Below are 19,792 nucleotides of genomic sequence, written 5' to 3'. Positions count from 1 at the left end.
CCGATTAGTGGAAGGTGCCTTTCATTGTGGGAGTAATCAGCGTCACTCCCACAAGGAGCCGGGTTAAGCGCGCGCCTGCAGCTTCTTCTCGATCACATCCATCAACATGCCGCCAATGTCCGTCCCGAACGCGTTGTCGATCTCGCGGATGCAGGTCGGGCTGGTGACGTTGATTTCGGTCAGGTGCTCGCCAATTACGTCCAGGCCTACAAACAGCAAGCCTTTTTCCCGCAGCGTCGGGCCGATTTCGGCGGCGATCCAGCGATCGCGGTCCGTCAGAGGGCGGGCTTCGCCACGACCACCTGCTGCCAGATTGCCTCGTGTTTCGCCAGCGGCCGGGATCCTTGCCAGGCAATACGGAACCGGTTCGCCGTCAACCATCAGAATGCGCTTGTCGCCGTCCTTGATCGCCGGCAGATACGCCTGCGCCATGATCTGCTCATGGCCATGCTTGGTCAGGGTTTCGAGGATCACCGACAGGTTCGGGTCACCGACGCGGTGGCGGAAGATCGATGCGCCGCCCATGCCGTCCAGCGGCTTGAGAATGACATCGCCGTGCTTCGCAGCGAACTCACGGATGATGTCCGCACGACGGCTGACCAGCGTGGGCGGCGTGCATTGCGGGAACAGCGTGGCGAACAGCTTCTCGTTGCAGTCACGCAGGCTTTGCGGCTTGTTGACCACCAGCACGCCGGCGCGCTCGGCTTGTTCGAGCAGATAGGTGGAGTAGACGAACTCCATGTCGAACGGCGGATCCTTGCGCATCAGGATCACGTCCAGATCATCCAGACCGCTGTCGACTTCGGCTTCCAGCTCGAACCAGTGAGCCGGGTCGGCGAAGACTTTCAGCGGTTTCATGCGGGCGCGGGCCTGGCCGGCGTCCTGGTACAGGTCGTGCTGCTCCATATAGAACAACGACCAGCCGCGGGCCTGCGCTGCCAGGAGCATGGCCAGCGAGCTGTCCTTTTTATAGGAGATGCGCTCGATGGGGTCCATGACGATTCCCAGGCGAATGCTCATGGGTAATATCCTCTGATCGGTAATGGCCACGACAGGCCGAAAATAGGCGTCAGGGTGGCGCCGCGCCGGCTTTGGGTCAAGGGGCAAGGCTTTATGGATTGACCGTGGAGAGTGTGCTAAAAAGGCTCGGCATCCGGTGTCGCGCCAGCTGTCTCTGGCGCCTCCCGATCATCCCGACCCAAAACCAGATGCCCGGCGGAAGGCAACCCATCTGATTCGCCGCGGCGATGGTAGAGCAGATATGGAACAGCATTCAGCCCCATTGAAAGTGATGGTCATCGACGACTCCCGAACGATTCGTCGCACCGCCGAGACGCTGCTGAAAAACGTCGGCTGTGAAGTGATCACCGCCATCGACGGCTTCGACGCACTGGCCAAGATTGCCGACAATCATCCCAGAATCATTTTCGTCGACATCATGATGCCCAGGCTCGACGGGTATCAGACGTGCGCGTTGATCAAGAACAATCGGGCGTTCAAATCCACGCCGGTGATCATGTTGTCCTCAAGGGACGGGCTCTTCGACAAGGCCAAGGGGCGCATCGTCGGTTCCGATCAGTTTTTGACCAAACCGTTCAGCAAGGAAGAACTGCTCAGTGCGATCAAGGCCCATGTGCCCGGGTTCGTTGCAGTCGAACAACAACTATCTTGATGCCGACCCCCTTGTGCGGGACGGCTTTTTCTATGGGGAAGCACCATGGCTCGAATTCTGATCGTCGATGACTCGCCGACCGAAATGTACAAGCTGACCGGCATGCTGGAGAAGCACGGCCACCAGGTACTCAAGGCCGAAAACGGTGCCGACGGCGTGGCCCTGGCCCGGCAGGAAAAGCCCGATGCCGTGTTGATGGACATCGTCATGCCGGGCCTCAACGGTTTTCAGGCGACTCGTCAGCTGACCAAAGACGCTGACACCAGCATGATCCCCGTCATCATGATTACCACTAAAGATCAGGAAACCGACAAGGTCTGGGGCAAACGCCAGGGCGCGCGGGATTACCTGACCAAGCCAGTGGACGAAGAAACCCTCATGAAAACCCTGAACGCGGTGCTCGCGGGCTGACCCCCGGCTGACGCTCATGGCTCGGTCACAAACCGCCTTCCAGCTGCTGCTCGATATCGACCAGCGCTGCCGCTCCCTCGCTGCCGGCCTGCCGTTGCAGGAAACCCGACAACAAGGTTGGGGCGGCATTGGCTTCCGCATGGGCGAGCGCCATTACGTGGCGCCCATGGGCGAGGTCGACGAAATCCTTCACGAACCGCGCTGCGCGGTATTGCCGGGCGCCAAGGCGTGGGTTTGCGGAATCGCCAATCTGCGCGGCCGCTTGTTGCCGATCATGGATCTGTGCGCCTTTTTTGGTCACGAACTTTCACCCCAGCGCAAACACCGGCGCGTGCTGGTCATCGACTTCGAGGGTGTGTTCGTCGGTCTGCTCATCGACGAGGTGTTGGGCATGCAGCATTTCAGCGAGCGGAGCCTGATGCCTGAAGCGGGTCACGACAGCGAACCCCGCGTCGCGCCGTACACACGGGGGCGTTTTGTGCGCGAGCAGGCCTGGCAGGTGTTCAGCCCTCGCGCGCTGGTACAGTCGCCTGAGTTTATGGATGTTGCGCTCTGATGTGCGGCGTTGAACAGTGCCTGTCCAGACGGCTAATGCCCCCCTCAATCGAACATCAGGCGGAGCCCTGAGCAATGAGTAATACCGGCAAGTCACTGGAAGGCGCGCGCAGTCGATCGCAGATCGTCGTGCTGTTCATCTGCCTCATCGTTTTCATCATGCTGCTGTTCGTCAACTTCGCGTACCTCAGCACGCAATCCAACTACGACAAACAATACATCGGCCACGCCGGCGAGCTTCGCGTGCTGTCCCAGCGCATCGCCAAGAACGCCACGGAAGCGGCGGCGGGCAAGGCGGCGGCATTCAAGCTGTTGGCCGACGCGCGCAACGACTTCGACACGCGCTGGCAGTATTTGAAGAAAGGCGACAAGAACACCGGCCTGCCTGCTGCGCCCGCTGCGGTGAGCGATGAGCTGAAAGCGGTACAGAACGACTGGGAGAATCTGCGCAAAAGCACCGACGTGATTCTGGCCCGTGAGCAGACCGTGCTCTCGCTGCATCAGGTCGCGGCGACGCTCGCCGAGACTATCCCGCAATTGCAGATCGAATCCGAAAAGGTCGTCGACATTCTCCTGCAAACCCGTGCGCCCGCGGCTCAAGTCGCCCTCGCGCAGCGGCAGTCGCTGCTGGCCGAGCGGATACTGGGTGCGGTGAACACGGTGTTGTCCGGTGACGAAACCGCGGTTCAGGCAGCGGATGCTTTCGGTCGTGATGCCAGCCAGTTCGGGCGTGTGCTCAACGGCATGCTCGAAGGGAATGCCACCCTGAAAATCGCCCAGGTCGAAGACCGCGATGCGCGGGCGCGGCTGGCCGAGATTGCCGAGCTGTTCCAGTTCGTCTCGGGGTCGGTCGACGAAATCCTTGAAACCTCGCCGGAGCTGCTGGAAGTCCGTGAAGCGGCGGGCAGCATCTTCAACCTCTCGCAGACGCTCCTCGACGAAGCCTCGGTGCTGGCCAACAGTTTCGAGCACATGGCCGGTGGGCGCGCGGCGTACAGCTATGGCGGCTACATACTCGGCCTGCTGGCCTTGGCGTCGATCATCCTGATTGGCCTGGTGATGGTGCGCGAAACCAACCGGCAACTGCGCGAAACCGCAGAGAAGAACGAGCGCAACCAGAACGCGATCATGCGCCTGCTCGACGAGATCGAAAACCTGGCGGACGGGGACCTGACCGTGGCCGCCTCGGTGACCGAGGATTTCACCGGCGCGATTGCCGATTCGATCAACTACTCCATCGATCAACTGCGCGAGTTGGTGTCGACCATCAACCTCACCGCCGAGCAAGTGTTCGGCGCCGTGAAAGACACGCAGACCACTGCGACCCAATTGGCCGCGGCGTCCGAGCATCAGGCGTTGCAGATCGCAGCGGCCTCTAACGCCATCCATGACATGGCAACCTCCATCGATCAGGTCTCGGCCAACGCGTCCGAGTCCGTTGCGGTGGCCGAGCGGTCTGTGACCATCGCCAACAAGGGCAACGAGGTGGTGCACAACACCATCACCGGCATGGACAACATCCGCGAGCAGATTCAAGACACGTCCAAGCGCATCAAGCGGTTGGGCGAGTCTTCCCAGGAGATTGGCGACATCGTCAGCCTGATTGATGACATTGCCGACCAGACCAACATTCTTGCGCTCAACGCCGCGATCCAGGCCTCGATGGCCGGCGATGCCGGGCGCGGTTTCGCGGTGGTGGCCGATGAGGTACAGCGGCTGGCCGAGCGCTCGTCGTCAGCGACCAAGCAGATCGAAACGCTGGTGCGCGCGATTCAGAACGACACCAACGAAGCGGTGATCTCCATGGAGCAGACCACCGCCGAAGTGGTGCGCGGTGCGCGGCTGGCGCAGGACGCCGGCGTTGCGCTGGAAGAAATCGAAGGGGTGTCGAAGATCCTCGCCGCGCTGGTCGAGAGCATCACCAACGCGGCGCAGCAGCAGGCTGAGTTGGGCCAGCAGATTTCGTCGACCATGCTGGTGATCCAACAGACCACCACGCAGACCACCTCAGGCACGGCGGCGACTGCCCGGAGCATGGGCAATCTGGCGAAGATGGCCAGCGAGATGCGCCGCTCGGTTTCCGGCTTTACGCTGCCGACATCGCGGCATTGATGGCCGTCGTGAGCGCCCGTTTGATAGCCCCGTTAATGCACCCGTTATCGCAAATGAAGCAGCGTCAGAGCACAGGCAACCGGAGTCACCATGGCTGACCGTCACGATTACGTGGCCCTGGAGTGGGTCAAAGGCGAAATAGCCGAAACCCTCACCCACGCCCGACAGGCACTGGACACCTTCGTCGCCCGACCCCACGACGCATCGGCGATGGACGTTTGCCTTGACCTCATCCACCAGGTTCATGGCAGCCTGCAGATGATCGAGTTCTACGGCGCCGCGTTGTTCGCCGAGGAGATTGAACAGCTGGCGCTGGCCCTCAAGCAGGGCCACGTCAGCCAGGAAAGCGAAGCGATTCAGCTGCTGAATCTGGCGATGACCCAACTGCCGCTCTACCTGGAGCGTGTGCATTCCGCTCGCCGTGATCTGCCGCTGGTGGTGCTGCCGCTGCTCAATGATCTGCGCAGCGCCCGGGGCGAAAGCCTGTTGTCGGAAACCAGCCTGTTCTCGCCACAATTGCTGTCTATCCCTGCCCTTGATGCCGACGCATTGGCCGAGCGCGACAGCCCGGAGCTGCCCGCGAAGCTGCGCAAACTGCGGCAGACGCTGCAAACCGCGCTGGTCGGGCTGCTTCGCGATCAGGACGTGCAGACTCAACTCGGTTACATGGGCAAGGTGTTCGCGCGGCTTGAAGTGTTGTGCGAGGACGCGCCGCTCGAACCGCTTTGGCGCATCGCTTCCGCGCTGGTCGAAACCATGGTCAGCGGTAACTTCACCAACAGCCCGGCGCTGCGCAGCCTGTTCAAGGACGCTGACAAAGAGCTGAAGCGTCTGCTGGATCAAGGCATCGAGGGGATTAATCAGCCTGCGCCCGACGAACTCCTGAAAAGCCTGTTGTTTTACATCGCCAAGTCCGACAGCGAGGCGCAGAAGATGACGGACCTTAAGGACCAATACGCCCTCGCCGATGCCCTGCCGCACAGTGCGTTGGTCGCTGAAGAACGCGCGCGCATGGCCGGGCCGGACCGCGACGCCATGCGCTCTGTGATCATTGCGCTGTGTGATGAGCTGGTGCGGACCAAGGAGCGGCTTGATGTGTTCGTGCGCGGAGATCGTCAGCACGTCAGCGAGCTGAGTGCGTTGCTGCCACCGCTGCGGCAGATCGCCGACACCCTGGCGGTGCTGGGCTTTGGGCAGCCGCGCAAAGTCATCATTGATCAGATGACCGTGGTGCAGGGCATGGCCCAAGGGCAGCGCGAGCCCGACGATGCCTCGTTGATGGACGTCGCCGGCGCGCTGCTGTACGTCGAATCGACTCTCGCGGGCATGGCCGGAACCGTCAACCAGAGCAGCCCCGAAGAGAGCCGTCTGCCGACCACGGACCTCAGCCAGATTCATCAGCTGGTCATCAAGGAAGCGCGCATCGTCCTTCAGCAGGCCAAGGATGTGATCGACGCCTACGTCGACGGCGAAATGGACCGGGCACGTCTGCTGCCGCTGTCGGAGCAATTGGTTCAGGTGCGCGGCGCGCTGGCGATGATTCCGCTGGCGCGGGCATCCGGCCTGCTGGCGGCCTGTAACGACTACATCACCGAGCGCTTGCTGGTCGACGCTGAGAGCCCGGCGGCCTCGCAGCTCGATCACTTGGCGGACGTGATCATCGGCGTCGAGTACTACCTCGAACGCATGGCCGAAGACCCGGAAGCGCCGGGTGAACATGTGCTGGACCTGGCCCAGGAAAGTCTCGCCCGGCTCGGTTACTCGCCGGTGCCCGATGCGGTGGATGTGCCGGTGCTCGAAGAAGTCATCAGCGAAGAAGAACTGCAGGATCTGCACGAGCGGCAGGCCCTGGTCAGCCCGAGCCGCACCCTCGCCGAAGTGCTGGCCAGCCCGCTGTCGGCGGTCAACCCGCCGGCGCGAAACATGCCGGCCAGCTTGTTGCCGCCGCCGAAGGGTGAGCAGGCGATTGATGACGAGTTGCGCGAAGTCTTCCTCGAAGAAACCGACGAGATGCTCGAAGCCCTGCGCGAGTACGTGCCCCGCTGGCTTGCCGATCCCGGCAATCTCTCGGCGCTGGGCGAGATTCGTCGGGCGTTTCACACCCTCAAGGGCAGCGGCCGGATGGTGCGCGCGCTGATTCTGGGCGAGCTGGCGTGGTCGGTAGAGAACCTGCTGAACCGCGTGCTGGAACACAGCGTCGAGCCGGATGCACGGGTGCAGAAGTTGCTCACGGACGTACAGACTTTGCTGCCGGACGTGATTCGCGATTTCGCCGAGGACGTTCAGCGTCAGCGTGACGATGTCGACCAACTGGCCGCCCAGGCTCACGCGCTGGCCCAGGGCGAGGCAGGTGACGTCGAGTCTGCGCAACGGCCGGAGGACGAAGAGGGTTTTGACCCGCAGTTGCTGGAGATCTTCCGTCAGGAAGCCCATACCCACCTGAACACGGTGAGCCGTTATCTCGACGCCTCGCAGGACGCCGATGCGCCCGTATTCAGCAACGATTTGCTGCGCGCGCTGCACACCCTCAAAGGCAGCGCGTACATGGCAGGCGTCCTGCCGATTGCCGAGCTGGCGAGCCCGCTGGATCAACTCGTTCGCGAGTTCAAGACCAACCTGATCGCGGTCGGCCAGGACGAAATCGACCTGCTGCGTGCGGCCGAGCCTTTGTTCCATCAAGGTCTGGCTCAGCTGAATGTCGACCCGCTGCTGCCCATCGAAGGCGCTGCCGCACTGATTCAACGGGCCCAGGAGCTGCTTGACGCACGGCTGGCCGATGCCTTGAGCGACGACAGCAATGGCCTGCGCACGCGGCGTAATCCGCAGTTGATCGCGAGCTTTCTGGCCGAGGGAATGGACATCCTGCTGGACGCCGACAACCTGCTCAAAGACTGGCGCCTGCACCCCGGCCACCGCCAGGAACTGAATGCGCTGCTGGACGAATTGACCATGCTCGGCCACGGCGCACATATGGCCGACCTGCCTCAGGTCGACGAACTCTGCGAAGCACTGCTCGACCTGTATGGCGCCGTGGAGGAGAGCAGCCTTGCCGTCAGCGAGCGTTTTTTCGACGAAGCCGAAAAGGCCCATGAAGCGCTGATCAACATGCTCGATCAGGTCGCCGCCGGACAGGAAGTTCAGCCTTGTCCCGAGCGGGTGAGCGCCTTGCGCGGGCTGCTCGCCGAAGCGCTGGACCCCGGCGCGATGGGCGTGATCAAAAGTGATGGCGCTGGCGCGACCCATATTACAGAGATGGAGGAGGTCAGCGAACGCCTCGCTCGGCCTGCGCAGCCTGCGAGTGATGATTTCGATCAGGAAATCGTCGAGATCTTTCTTGAAGAGGCGATGGACATTCTCGACATCGCCGGCCCTGCGTTGCAACGCTGGCTCGACGACCCGGACAACCCGCTGCCGCTGTCATCGTTGCAACGTGACCTGCACACCCTCAAGGGAGGCGCGCGCATGGCCGAAATCGGGCCGGTGGGCGACCTCGGTCACGAGCTGGAATCGCTCTACGAAGGCCTGCTTGACCGACGTTGCGGTTACTCGCCGCAACTGGCCGAACTGCTGGTGCACAGCCACGATCACCTGTCGTTGATGCTTGAGCAGTTGCAGCACCGCTCGGCGCTGACCAGTCCCGCGCACCTGATCGAGAAGATTCGCGAGTTTCGTCAGCGCAACTGTTACTTGCTGCCCCATGACGGCGAGACGCGCAATGTCAGCTCAATGATTCACTCGCTGGACGAGCGTGATCCGGAACTGCTGGAAATCTTCCTCGAAGAAGCCGACGACATCATCGAAAGCAGCAGCGCGGCGTTGGTGCGCTGGCAGGCCGACCCGCACAACGCGCTGGAAGTGGAAAACCTGCTGCGTGATCTGCACACGCTCAAGGGCGGCGCGCGCATGGTGGAGATCGCGCCGATTGGCGATCTGGCCCACGAGCTGGAGTCGCTGTACGAAGGATTGTCGGCGGGTGCGCTGAAAAACAGCGCGCTGCTCAACGGCTTGCTGCAAAGCGGCCACGACATGCTCGCCGACATGGTGGATGCCGTTCGGGGTTACGAGCCGCTGCCCAACCCGGCGCTGCTGATCGAGAGCATCGCTCACTACACCTCGTCCGGAACCGCCCGAGACGCTGTCGACACACCTCAGGATGCGCCGGCTCAGGTGCCAGCGGCCGCCGTTGATCCAGCGTCCGCACAGGCGGAGGCCGACGGCGAGCGTACCGGCCCGGAGATGATCAAGGTTCCGGCCGAGCAACTGGAGGACCTGGCCAATCTTGCGGGGGAAACCTCGATATTCCGGGGCCGTGTCGAGCAGCAGGTCAGCGACGCGCAGATCACGCTGGTCGAAATGGAAACCACCATCGAGCGGATGCGCGATCAGCTGCGCCGACTCGACATCGAGACCCAGGGCCGTATCCTCAGCCGTGACCACCACGTCGATCGGCGCGGTTATGAAGCATTCGACCCGCTGGAAATGGACCGTCATTCGCAGCTGCAGCAGTTATCCCGCGCGCTGTTCGAGTCCGCGTCCGACCTGATGGACCTCAAGGAAACCCTCGACACCCGCGCCCATGAGGCCGAAACCCTGCTGCAGCAGCAGGCGCGGGTGAACACCCAGCTTCAGGAAAGCCTGATGCGCACGCGCATGGTCCCGTTCGAGCGTATGGTGCCGCGCCTGCGTCGGATCGTTCGTCAGGTGTCGGGCGAGCTGAACAAGAAGGTCAAGTTCGACGTGATCAACGCCGAGGGCGAGATGGACCGCAACGTGCTCGAACGCATGGTTGCGCCGCTGGAGCACATGCTGCGCAACGCTGTCGATCATGGTCTGGAGAGCGTCGAGGAACGTCTGGCCGCCGGCAAACCCGAGTGGGGGCATATCACGCTGAGTCTGGCCCACGAAGGCGGCGACATCGTTATCGAGATGCGCGACGACGGCGCCGGTGTCGACTTCGAGGCCGTGCGGCGCAAGGCGATCAAGCGCGGCATGATCGGCCCGGACGCCGAACTGAGCGAACACGACATTCTGCAGTTCATCCTGCGCCCAGGCTTTTCCACCGCCGAGACCATCACTCAGATTTCCGGGCGCGGCGTCGGCATGGACGTGGTGCACGCCGAGGTCAAGGACCTGGGCGGCTCGATGGTCATTGATTCCAAAGCGGGCGAGGGGGCGCGTTTCCGTGTCCGTTTGCCGTTCTCGGTGTCGGTCAATCGGGCGCTGATGGTTCAGTGCGGCGAAGAACAGTATGCCGTGCCGCTGAACAGCATCGAGGGCATCGTGCGCGTGATGCCGAGCGAGCTGGAGTCCTGCTATCACACGGTGCCGCCGCGGTACGAGTACAGCGGACGGAGTTACGAGTTGCGTTATTTGGGCGAACTGCTCAATAACGGTCATCCGCCGAAACTGAGCGGCCAGCCACAGACCCAGCCGCTGCCGGTGCTTCTCGTTCACGTACACGATCAATGGGTTGCGGTGCAGGTGGACGCGCTGGCCGGCTCGCGGGAAATCGTGGTGAAAAACCTGGGCCCGCAGTTTTCTTCGATACCCGGCATTGCCGGTGCGACCATTCTGGGGGACGGCCGCGTGGTGCTGATTCTCGACCTGTTTGCGCACATCCGGCGCTTCCACGCCAAGTTGCTCGCGTTGCAGGTCGCCGGTCATGCGCCGGTGCGTTATGTAGAACCCGAACAGGCGCGGCCGTTGCTGGTGATGGTAGTGGATGACTCGGTGACCGTGCGCAAGGTCACCGGCCGCTTGCTGGAGCGCAACGGCATGAACGTGCTGACGGCCAAGGACGGCGTCGATGCCATGGCGCTGCTGCAGGAGCACACCCCGGACATCATGCTGCTGGACATCGAAATGCCACGCATGGACGGTTTTGAAGTCGTCAGCAAGATTCGCGGAGACGACGCCTTGAAGCACCTGCCGATCATCATGATCACGTCGCGATCAGGGCAGAAGCACCGCGACCACGCCATGGCGCTGGGGGTAAACGAGTACATGAGCAAGCCGTATCAGGAAGCCGCACTGCTGGAAAGCATCGCCCACTGGAGCCACGCCCATGTCTGACACGACGACGCAAACGGCGCGGCTGACCAGCCTGACCGGATTGCTGATTCCCCTGAGTGACCGGCACCTGTTGTTGCCCAACGTGGCAGTCGCCGAGCTGATCGACTATCAAGACAGCGTCGCCGACCCCGCCGCGCCGCAGTGGTACCTGGGCCCGATCAACTGGCGCAACCGCAGTCTGCCGCTGCTCAGCTTCGAAGCCGCCTGCGGCAGCCGCGCCCGCGTTGGAGGTCGCGCTCGCATCGTCGTGCTCAACGCCCTCGGCGGGCGGCCCGACCTCAAATTCATCGCCCTGCTGACACAGGGCATTCCGCGTTCCTGCAAGCTGGACAGCCAGCTGAGTTATGTCGACGTGCCGCTGGCCGAGCTGGAACTGGCCGCGGTGCAAGTGGGCGAGACCGTGGCGAAGATCCCGGACCTTGTGGCGCTGGAAGAGTGGTTGGTGGAGGCGGGGTTGGTTCAGATGACGCCAAACTTGTAAGAGACTTCCCGGCTCTCAAACGCCGCAGATTGCATGCCGGACACAGCCCCCTGTAGGAGTGAGCTTGCTCGCGAAAGCTGCATTTCAAACGCTGAAGATTTGGTGGATGTACCGACCCCTTCGCGACCAAGCTCGCTCCCACGAATGCATGTCAGCCGCCGCAGATTGCATGCCGGACACAGCCCCCTGTAGGAGTGAGCTTGCTCACGAAGGCTGCATTTCAAACGCTGAAGATTTGGTGGATGTACCGACCCCTTCGCGACCAAGCTCGCTCCCACGAATGCATGTCAGCCGCCGCAGATTGCATGCCCAACACAGCCCTTGTGGGAGTGAGCTTGCTCACGAAGGCTGCATTTCAAACGCTGAAGATTTGGTGGATGCACCGACCCCTTCGCGAGCAAGCTCGCTCCCACGCCTGCATGTCAGCCGCCGCAGGTAGCATGCCCAACACAGCCCCCTGTAGGAGTGAGCTTGCTCGCGAAGGCAGTATTTCAAACGCTGAAGTTATAGCAGCTGCCGTGGCCTCTTCGCGAGCAAGCTCGCTCCCGCAATTTGATCTCCAGCATGCTCAACTTGTGTCTGTCTGGAGTATTCAAGAACTGCCAGCGGAAGCCGGCTCATATCAGGCTGAAGTATTTCGCTTTTACAGATTCGATATCGGTAAGGTTTGCTGCGTTGACATCCGCTATGCCGTCCGAGACAGCCTGGATCTGGCGCATCTCGGCTTCCAGGTAGCGGCTCAGTGCTTGCTGAAGGTGATATCGCCGATCACGCCAGTGGTGCCGGCCAACTGGTCGAGTGTTTGTACTGTTTCTTCATCGGCTTGGAATGACAGGACAGTCGATGACATGAGATCTCCAGGCGCTTGAAAGGCATATATATCGTCTTCAACGGTAGGAGTCTGGGTCGGAGAAGGCAATTCAGGCAACTGCGACATGGCGCTCGGATATCAGATTTGTGAAGTGGGCAGTTTAAAAATTCGAAAAGGGTCGATTGCGGTACATATATATCGTTTTCCTCCCCAATCCCTCCTAGACGATGAGCCGAATAAACCGCATATTCGGCTCATCCTGTGAGCCGAATAGAGTTTCTAATCGGCTCGCACCCTTCCGAGGCGTCCCGTGAAACAGTCAGCGAAATGGATTTGGCAACACCCCAAATGGCCGTCCTTTTCCTGGGACGTAGAGCCGTTGGCGCCGCTGTTGCGGGCCTGCACCCAGGCGCAGGGTCAGCTATTGGGGATGATTGGCGCTTCAGGCGCCGCCGCGAATGTCGAGCGTGAACTGGACGCTTTGCTGCAGAACCTCATCACCTCATCGGCCATTGAGGGTGAGCAACTCAACGTGGAGTCGGTGCGCTCCTCGCTGGCAAAACGGCTCGGGCTCGCCAGCGATGAACGCGTGACGGCGCGCAGTGAAGGTCTGGCGGAGCTGATGCTGGATGCCACCCAACAATACGACATGCCGTTGACGTCTAAACGGCTGATGCGCTGGCATCAGTTGTTGTTCCCCGAGCCGAGCGCGTTGACGGCATACCCCATCCAAGTCGGGACGCTCAGAGGGCCTGAGCCATGCAGGTCGTGTCCGGTCGCATCGACCGGCCCGTGGTGCACTTCGAGGCGCCTGCGCGCGAAGGCCTGGAGCAAAAGCTTGATGACTTCTTTTACTGGTTCAACAGCAGCCGCGTCGATCCAACCCTGGACCCGCTGATCCGAGCGGGCATCGCGCATTTCTGGTTCGTGACGCTGCACCCGTTCGACGATGGCAATGGACGTTTGACCCGCGCAATCACTGATCTGGCCATGGCCCAGGGCGAACACCAGGCCATACGCTTTTACGCCATGTCCGCCAGCATCCTTGCCTGCCGTCAGGACTATTACCGGATTCTGGAGGCGACCCAACGTGGTGGCCTGAACATCACCGAGTGGCTCGTCTGGTTTTTACAGACCTTGTTCCACACGCTTGAGCAGGCCATGCAGCATCTCGAGCGAGTGTTGGCGAAGGCGAGATTCTGGCAATCCCATCGGGATGACGGCCTCTCTGTGGAGCAGACCAAGGTGCTCAATCGGTTATTGAATGGCGACCTTTTGTCGGAGAAGCCCGACGCGGGTTTTACCGGTGGCATCAGCGCCGCTCAATATCAGGCGGTCGCCAAAGTCAGTAAAGCCACCGCCACCCGGCATCTTCAAGACCTTCTGGAAAAAGGCTGCCTACGTAAACTCCCCGGCGGCGGGCGCAGCACCCGTTATCAGATCAACTGGGCGGACTGATCATTACTCTGAACGTAACGATCCCGCCAGTTACTTGATTGATGCCGCACCTCAACCCCTCCTAATCTGCCCCACGACAGCGAACACGTGGAGTCAGCATGACCACAACAACGAAACTTGACCCGCGCTGGTCGCGTCGTCGCACTGAAAAGCTGCGACGGCTCGACCTGGTGCGTTCCTTCGCCGATGGCGTTGTACTGCCGACCGACAAGATTGTCGCCGCGCTTGAGGCGCTGATTGCGCCGGGCGATCGCGTGGTGCTGGAAGGCAACAACCAGAAGCAGGCAGATTTCCTGTCCCGCTCACTGGTCAAGACCGATCCCGCCAAGCTCCACGACCTGCACATGATCATGCCCAGCGTCGGCCGTGCCGAGCATCTGGACCTGTTCGAACGCGGCATCGCCCGCAAGCTGGATTTCTCTTTCGCCGGTACGCAAAGCTTGCGCATCAGCCAGTTGCTGGAAGACGGCCTGCTGGAAATCGGCGCGATTCATACCTACATCGAGCTGTATTCCCGTCTGCTGGTTGACCTGATTCCCAACGTCGTGCTCTCGGCCGGTTTTATGGCTGACCGCGCCGGCAACATCTACACCGGCGCCAGCACCGAAGACACCCCCGCCCTGATCGAACCGGCGGCCTTCAGCGACGGCATCGTCATCGTGCAGGTCAACCAGTTGGTGGATGACGTCAGCGACCTGCCGCGCGTGGACATCCCGGCGTCATGGGTCGACTTCGTGGTCGTCGCCGACAAGCCGTTCTACATCGAGCCGCTGTTCACCCGTGACCCGCGCCACATCAAGCCAGTGCACGTGCTGATGGCGATGATGGCGATTCGCGGGATCTACGAGAAACACAACGTCCAGTCCCTCAACCACGGCATCGGCTTCAACACCGCCGCCATCGAACTGATCCTGCCGACCTACGGTGAATCCTTGGGCCTGAAGGGCAAGATCTGCCGCAATTGGACGCTGAACCCGCACCCGACGCTGATCCCTGCCATTGAAAGCGGCTGGGTCGAAAGCGTGCATTGTTTCGGCACCGAGCTGGGCATGGAAAATTACATCGCTGCACGGCCCGACGTGTTCTTCACCGGCCACGATGGCTCCATGCGTTCCAACCGGATGATGTGCCAGCTGGCCGGGCAATACGCCGTTGACCTGTTCATTGGCGCCACGCTGCAAGTCGACGGCGATGGCCATTCTTCTACCGTTACCCGCGGGCGCCTTGCCGGCTTTGGCGGCGCGCCGAACATGGGCCACGACCCGCGCGGTCGACGTCACGCCACGCCTGCCTGGCTGGACATGCGTCAGCAAAGCGGTGACGGGCCGGACGCCTATCTTGAGCGCGGCAAGAAGCTCGTGGTGCAAATGGTCGAGACCTTCCAGGAAGGCGGCAAACCGACCTTCGTCGAGACGCTGGACGCCGTCGAAGTCGCGAAAAAGAGCGGGATGCCGCTGGCGCCGATCATGATCTACGGCGACGACGTGACCCATCTGTTGACCGAAGAAGGCATTGCCTATCTGTACAAGGCGCGATCCCTGGAAGAGCGTCAGGCCATGATCGCCGCCGTCGCGGGCGTGACGCCCATCGGCCTGCGTCACAACCCGAAAGACACCGCCCGCATGCGCCGTGAAGGGCTGATCGCGCTGCCTGAGGATTTGGGCATTCGCCGCACCGACGCCAGCCGCGAACTGCTCGCCGCCAAGAGCATCGCCGAGTTGGTGGAATGGTCCGGCGGTTTGTACAACCCGCCTGCGAAATTCAGGAGCTGGTGATGCGCGCATTCAATGTAGCTTTCGATGCCTTCGACGCAACGCCAAACCCTGCATCACTGGCAGAGCGCCTGGCCGATCTGGCGGTTGATGCACTGATCGACGAGGCCGACCTGTCGCCGAAACCGGCGCTGGTTGATCGTCGCAGCAGTGGCGCCCATACGGATTTGCACTTGGGTCTGATGCACGCGTCTGCGCTGTCGCTGTGGCCTGCATTCAAGCAGATGGCCGACGCCGCCATTGCCACTAGTGACATCAACCCGGCGCTGCGAGAAACCATTGGCCGCCTCGGTCGCGAAGGTGAAGCCGCGATGATGCGCACCACCAACGGAGTGAACACGCACCGTGGCGCGATCTGGGCTCTGGGGTTGCTGGTCACTGCTGCTGCGCTGAATCCCGATGATCTTTCTCCAGAGGGGCTGAGCCGACGCGCAGGCCAGCTGGCGCTGATCGAGGATCGTCACCAGGCCGCCGACCAGAGCCACAGCCAGAGCCATGGCCAGACCGTTGCGCAGAAGTACGGCGCAATGGGTGCCCGAGAACAAGCGCAAGCAGGCTTCCCTGCCGTCACTCAAACCGGCTTGCCGCAACTCGTCCGCAGCCGCGCCGCCGGGCATGGCGAGCAAAACGCGCGACTTGATGCGCTGCTGGCGATCATGACCACGCTGTCCGATACCTGCGTGCTGTACCGCGCGGGTGAAGAAGGCCTGCATGCCATGCAACACGGCGCGCAGCGGGTGCTGGACGCCGGTGGCAGCGCGACCCTCAGCGGTCGTCGCGCGCTCAATCAGCTGGATCAACAACTGTTGAGCCTGAACGCCTCCCCCGGCGGCGCTGCCGATCTGCTCGCCGCTTGCCTGTTTATTGATCGCCTGGAGCCTGCGCTCGGCGATGCAACGAGGAACGTCTGATCATGGAAACCCTGTCTTTTGAATTCCCTGCCGGGCAGCCGCCACGGGGTCGCGCTCTGGTGGGCTGTGTCGGTTCAGGTGATCTGGAAGTGCTGCTTGAACCGGGCCAGCCGGGCAAGCTGACGATCCAGGTGCTGACGTCGGTCAACGGCAGTTCGGCGCGTTGGGAAAACCTTTTTCAGCGGATGTTCGACGGCCAGACGCCACCGGCCATGAGCATCGACATCCACGATTTTGGCGCGACACCGGGCGTGGTTCGGCTGCGCCTGGAGCAAGGTTTCGAGGAGGTCGGTCATGAGTGACAGCACGCGGCTTCTGCAGCAGCACAGTTTCGTCGAACTCGGTGCCCGGCAACGCGCCCGCGCACTGCTGGATGACGGCAGTTTTCGCGAGCTGATCGATCCCTTCGAGCGCCTCGTCTCCCCTTGGCTGGCCAAGCAAGGCGTCGTGCCACAGGCCGACGATGGCGTGGTGATCGCCAAGGGCACGATCGATGGCAAACCGGTGGTGATCTGCGCCATCGAAGGCGGTTTCCAGGGCGGCAGCATGGGCGAAGTCGGCGGCGCGAAGATGGCCGGCGCGCTGGAACTGGCGGCCGAAGACAATCGCAAGGGCATTCCGACCGCAGCGGTTTTGCTGCTGGAAACCGGGGGCGTGCGCTTGCAGGAAGCCAATCTCGGGCTGGCGGCCATCGCCGACATTCACGCCGCCATTGTTGATCTGCGTCGCTATCAGCCGGTGATTGGCGTGGTGGCGGGCAGCGTCGGCTGCTTCGGCGGCATGTCCATTGCGGCGGGTTTGTGCAGTTACCTCGTTGTCACTCAGGAAGCGCGTCTCGGCCTGAACGGTCCGCAGGTGATCGAGCAGGAGGCTGGCATCGAAGAATACGACTCCCGCGACCGGCCGTTCATCTGGAGCCTGACCGGGGGCGAGCAACGTTTTGCCAGCGGTCTGGTGGACGCGTTTGTCGCCGACGACATCAGCGACATTCAGCAACAGGTGCACGTGTTGCTGCACAAGGGCAAGCCCGAGCAGGAACGCAGCAGCCGGTACGCCTGGTTCCTCGAGCGTCTGGCTCAAGTAGACACGGCACGGCAGATAGAGCCCGCTGCCGTACGCAGCGCCTATCAAGGAGACCGGTCATGAGTGCTTACTCGCTTCGTGGATTGAACTGGTTCAACGCGCTGGCCGCCAACGCCCCTGAAGTGTCGGGTCTGCCGGCGTCGGTGAAAGCGGCTGATGGCACGCTGGGTGATCGTCCGGCGAGATTCCTGGCCGTGGTCGCCGATCCAGATAACCGCTTTCCCCGCGCACAGAATGGCGAGGTCGGTTTGCTCGAAGGATGGGGACTGGCCCAGGCGGTGGACGGCGCCATCGAGCTGGATCAAGACAGTGACAACAAGCGCACGCTGATTGCGATCATCGACGTGCCGAGTCAGGCCTATGGCCGCCGCGAGGAAGCGCTGGGCATTCATCAAGCGCTGGCCGGGGCGGTCGACGCTTATGCTCGGGCGCGTTTGGCCGGGCACCCGGTGATCGGGCTGCTGGTGGGCAAGGCGATGTCCGGCGCGTTTCTCGCCCACGGTTATCAGGCCAATCGCCTGATTGCCCTGCGCGATCCGGGCGTGATGGTTCACGCGATGGGCAAGGCCTCTGCGGCGCGGGTGACACTGCGCAGCGTCGAAGAACTGGAAAAGCTCGCCGCCAGCGTTCCGCCGATGGCCTACGACATCGACAGCTACGCCAGCCTCGGTTTGCTGTGGGAAACTCTGTCGGTCAGTCAGGTCGAGCAGCCCACTGCGTCGGATCTCACGCTGGTTCAGGACTGTTTGATTGCAGCGATCAAAGACACCCTCGCCGGCGTCAATGACCTGAGTTCACGCCTCGGCGCGCCGAATCGTGAGGCATCGTCGAAAGTCCGCGAGCTGTTGCGGGCGCAATGGTAATGAGCACTTTTCAGCCGCTGCTGCCCCACGACCTGTTGTGGGGTTTGTCGGCGGCTGCGTTGCCGATCGACGCACCGGCGTGGGCATTTGAAGCCGTTGGCCTCGGTCATCCGGTGGTGGTGCGCCGCGCCCGTGTCGCGGCAGGCCTGGTGGCGGTGGGCGTAAGGGGTCAATCGCGAGATCAGCGCTACGCCACCCACATGAAGCTCGAGGATGTGCAACGGCGAGTGCGGCCTGAAGCGTTGATCGCCATGACGCCTCACGCTGATTGGCCGGCGTTGCGCGCCTTGCAGCAGATCCGTCCCGTGATGAATGCGCTCGGCCTGCCGTGGGGCGTGGCGGGTGGCGCCGGTTTCGAACTGGCCAGTGGCGTGCCGGTGCTGCACGCGGACAGCGACCTGGATCTCATCCTGCGCACCCCGGATCTCCTTGATCGCCAGCACGCCGCGCGTTTGATCGATCAGCTCGCCGGTGCGGTCTGCCGCATCGACCTTCAGCTGCAAACCCCGTTTGGCGCCGTGGCGCTGCGCGAGTGGGCAGGATCGTCTCGCCAGGTGCTGCTCAAAGCCGAAGACGGCGCGCGGCTTGTGGATAACCCATGGCTGGCGCAGGCGGCCGCGGCATGAGCAGCTTCTGGGCATTCCCCGGCCAGGGTGCGCAACAGCCGGGCATGCTCCACGCGTTGCCGGAGCACCCGTTGGTTACGCAGTGCCTGGAAGAAGCGAGCGCGGCGTTGAACGAGGACCTCCTGACGCTCGACACCTCCGCGGCGCTGCAATCGACTCGCGCTGTTCAGCTGTGCCTGCTAATCGCGGGCGTCGCCTGTGCACGGGTGTTGATGGCCGATGGAAACTCCCCCGACATGGTTGCGGGTCTTTCCATCGGCGCTTATCCCGCCGCGGTGATCGCGGGGGCTCTGGAGTTTTCAGATGCCGTGCGCCTGGTCGCGCTGCGGGGCGAGCTGATGCAAAGCGCTTATCCACAAGGCTACGGCATGACCGCGCTGATCGGGCTGGACCAACCCACGGTCGAAAGCCTGATCGCACGCATTCACAGCGTTGAGACGCCGGTCTATCTGGCCAACATCAACGCTGATACCCAGTTCGTTATTGCTGGCCGAGACGAAGCCATGACGGCCGTCGCTGCGCTCGCAAAAGAGCAGGGCGCTGCGGCGGCCAAGCGGCTGGCGGTCAGCGTACCGTCCCATTGCGAACTGCTGGCCGAACCGGCACGCGCCCTTGCCGATGCATTCGCCCGAGTTTCCGTGAAAGCGCCGACGCTGAAATACCTCAGCGGCAGCACCGCGCGGCCGGTGCTCAGCGCCGACAAGGTCCGCGACGATCTGGCGTTCAACATGTGCCGGGTGATCGACTGGCGCAGCACGGTGCAAACCGCCTACGAGCGAGGTGCGCGGCTGCACATCGAACTGCCGCCGGGCACCGTGCTGACAGGCCTGGCGCGTCGCGTTTTCGAACAAGGATCGGTCGTCGCCTTTCAGGGCGCCCGGCTGGACACGCTCAGCGCGCTGTCGCGAGAGGAGGAACGCCGCCACTCATAAACCGACTGCTGCTTTCGAAGGAACACAAAAACA

At 62.4% G+C, this 19,792-nt stretch carries 14 protein-coding genes and 1 pseudogene; 14 read left to right on the top strand and 1 reads right to left on the bottom strand.

All coding sequences use genetic code 11. The features are described from left to right. Positions 1 to 63 precede the first annotated feature (63 nt). Positions 64 to 1,020, bottom strand: coding sequence for a glutathione synthase (gshB, locus tag FX982_RS06260; protein ID WP_122536406.1), 957 nt, complete (start codon positions 1,018 to 1,020; stop codon positions 64 to 66). Between the two features lie 241 nt (positions 1,021 to 1,261). Between gshB and pilG the strand changes: the two genes are divergently transcribed. From pilG to mdcH, 14 genes and pseudogenes are all read left to right on the top strand, one after another. Continuing rightward, positions 1,262 to 1,672 carry a twitching motility response regulator PilG gene (gene pilG / locus FX982_RS06255; RefSeq protein WP_065991170.1) on the top strand — a complete coding sequence of 137 codons (411 nt, stop codon included), beginning with the start codon at positions 1,262 to 1,264 and terminating at the stop codon, positions 1,670 to 1,672. A gap of 45 nt (positions 1,673 to 1,717) precedes the next feature. Further along, positions 1,718 to 2,083, top strand: a complete 366-nt coding sequence (gene pilH / locus FX982_RS06250) for a twitching motility response regulator PilH (protein ID WP_065991171.1) — start codon at positions 1,718 to 1,720, stop codon at positions 2,081 to 2,083. A gap of 16 nt (positions 2,084 to 2,099) precedes the next feature. After that, positions 2,100 to 2,639 (top strand): chemotaxis protein CheW, encoded by a 540-nt coding sequence (locus FX982_RS06245; RefSeq protein ID WP_172610016.1) that lies wholly within the window; start codon positions 2,100 to 2,102, stop codon positions 2,637 to 2,639. A gap of 74 nt (positions 2,640 to 2,713) precedes the next feature. Then, positions 2,714 to 4,750, top strand: coding sequence for a methyl-accepting chemotaxis protein (locus FX982_RS06240; protein ID WP_122536408.1), 2,037 nt, complete (start codon positions 2,714 to 2,716; stop codon positions 4,748 to 4,750). Between the two features lie 90 nt (positions 4,751 to 4,840). Beyond that, entirely contained in the window at positions 4,841 to 10,822 is a 5,982-nt protein-coding gene (locus tag FX982_RS06235) for an Hpt domain-containing protein (RefSeq protein ID WP_172610015.1), read from the top strand. Next, the gene (locus tag FX982_RS06230) at positions 10,815 to 11,303 is read left to right on the top strand and encodes a chemotaxis protein CheW (RefSeq protein ID WP_122536410.1); all 489 of its coding nucleotides are present in this window, start codon (positions 10,815 to 10,817) and stop codon (positions 11,301 to 11,303) included. Before FX982_RS06235 ends, FX982_RS06230 begins: the two co-directional genes overlap by 8 nt. 1,121 nt (positions 11,304 to 12,424) lie before the next feature. Then, a pseudogene (locus tag FX982_RS06220) lies at positions 12,425 to 13,572 on the top strand (Fic family protein). A 98-nt stretch (positions 13,573 to 13,670) separates the two neighbouring features. Next, positions 13,671 to 15,347: a malonate decarboxylase subunit alpha gene (gene mdcA, locus FX982_RS06215; protein WP_172610014.1), complete on the top strand. Its 1,677-nt coding sequence runs from the start codon at positions 13,671 to 13,673 to the stop codon at positions 15,345 to 15,347. Beyond that, entirely contained in the window at positions 15,347 to 16,255 is a 909-nt protein-coding gene (locus tag FX982_RS06210) for a triphosphoribosyl-dephospho-CoA synthase (RefSeq protein WP_216843209.1), read from the top strand. Before mdcA ends, FX982_RS06210 begins: the two co-directional genes overlap by 1 nt. Positions 16,256 to 16,257: 2 nt before the next feature. Continuing rightward, on the top strand, positions 16,258 to 16,557 hold the full coding sequence (locus FX982_RS06205) for a malonate decarboxylase subunit delta (protein ID WP_172610012.1): 300 nt from the start codon (positions 16,258 to 16,260) through the stop codon (positions 16,555 to 16,557). Beyond that, positions 16,550 to 17,401: a biotin-independent malonate decarboxylase subunit beta gene (locus FX982_RS06200; protein WP_172610011.1), complete on the top strand. Its 852-nt coding sequence runs from the start codon at positions 16,550 to 16,552 to the stop codon at positions 17,399 to 17,401. The genes FX982_RS06205 and FX982_RS06200 overlap by 8 nt, the downstream gene beginning before the upstream one ends. After that, the gene (gene mdcE, locus FX982_RS06195) at positions 17,398 to 18,201 is read left to right on the top strand and encodes a biotin-independent malonate decarboxylase subunit gamma (RefSeq protein WP_172610010.1); all 804 of its coding nucleotides are present in this window, start codon (positions 17,398 to 17,400) and stop codon (positions 18,199 to 18,201) included. Before FX982_RS06200 ends, mdcE begins: the two co-directional genes overlap by 4 nt. Then, positions 18,195 to 18,827 (top strand): malonate decarboxylase holo-ACP synthase, encoded by a 633-nt coding sequence (locus tag FX982_RS06190; RefSeq protein ID WP_172610009.1) that lies wholly within the window; start codon positions 18,195 to 18,197, stop codon positions 18,825 to 18,827. The genes mdcE and FX982_RS06190 overlap by 7 nt, the downstream gene beginning before the upstream one ends. Further along, the gene (gene mdcH / locus FX982_RS06185) at positions 18,824 to 19,759 is read left to right on the top strand and encodes a malonate decarboxylase subunit epsilon (protein WP_172610008.1); all 936 of its coding nucleotides are present in this window, start codon (positions 18,824 to 18,826) and stop codon (positions 19,757 to 19,759) included. Before FX982_RS06190 ends, mdcH begins: the two co-directional genes overlap by 4 nt. The last annotated feature ends 33 nt before the right edge of the window (positions 19,760 to 19,792 follow it).

Origin of the sequence: Pseudomonas graminis, from assembly GCF_013201545.1 — a bacterium.
Lineage (GTDB): Bacteria > Pseudomonadota > Gammaproteobacteria > Pseudomonadales > Pseudomonadaceae > Aquipseudomonas.
This window is presented reverse-complemented; position numbering and strand designations above follow the sequence as displayed.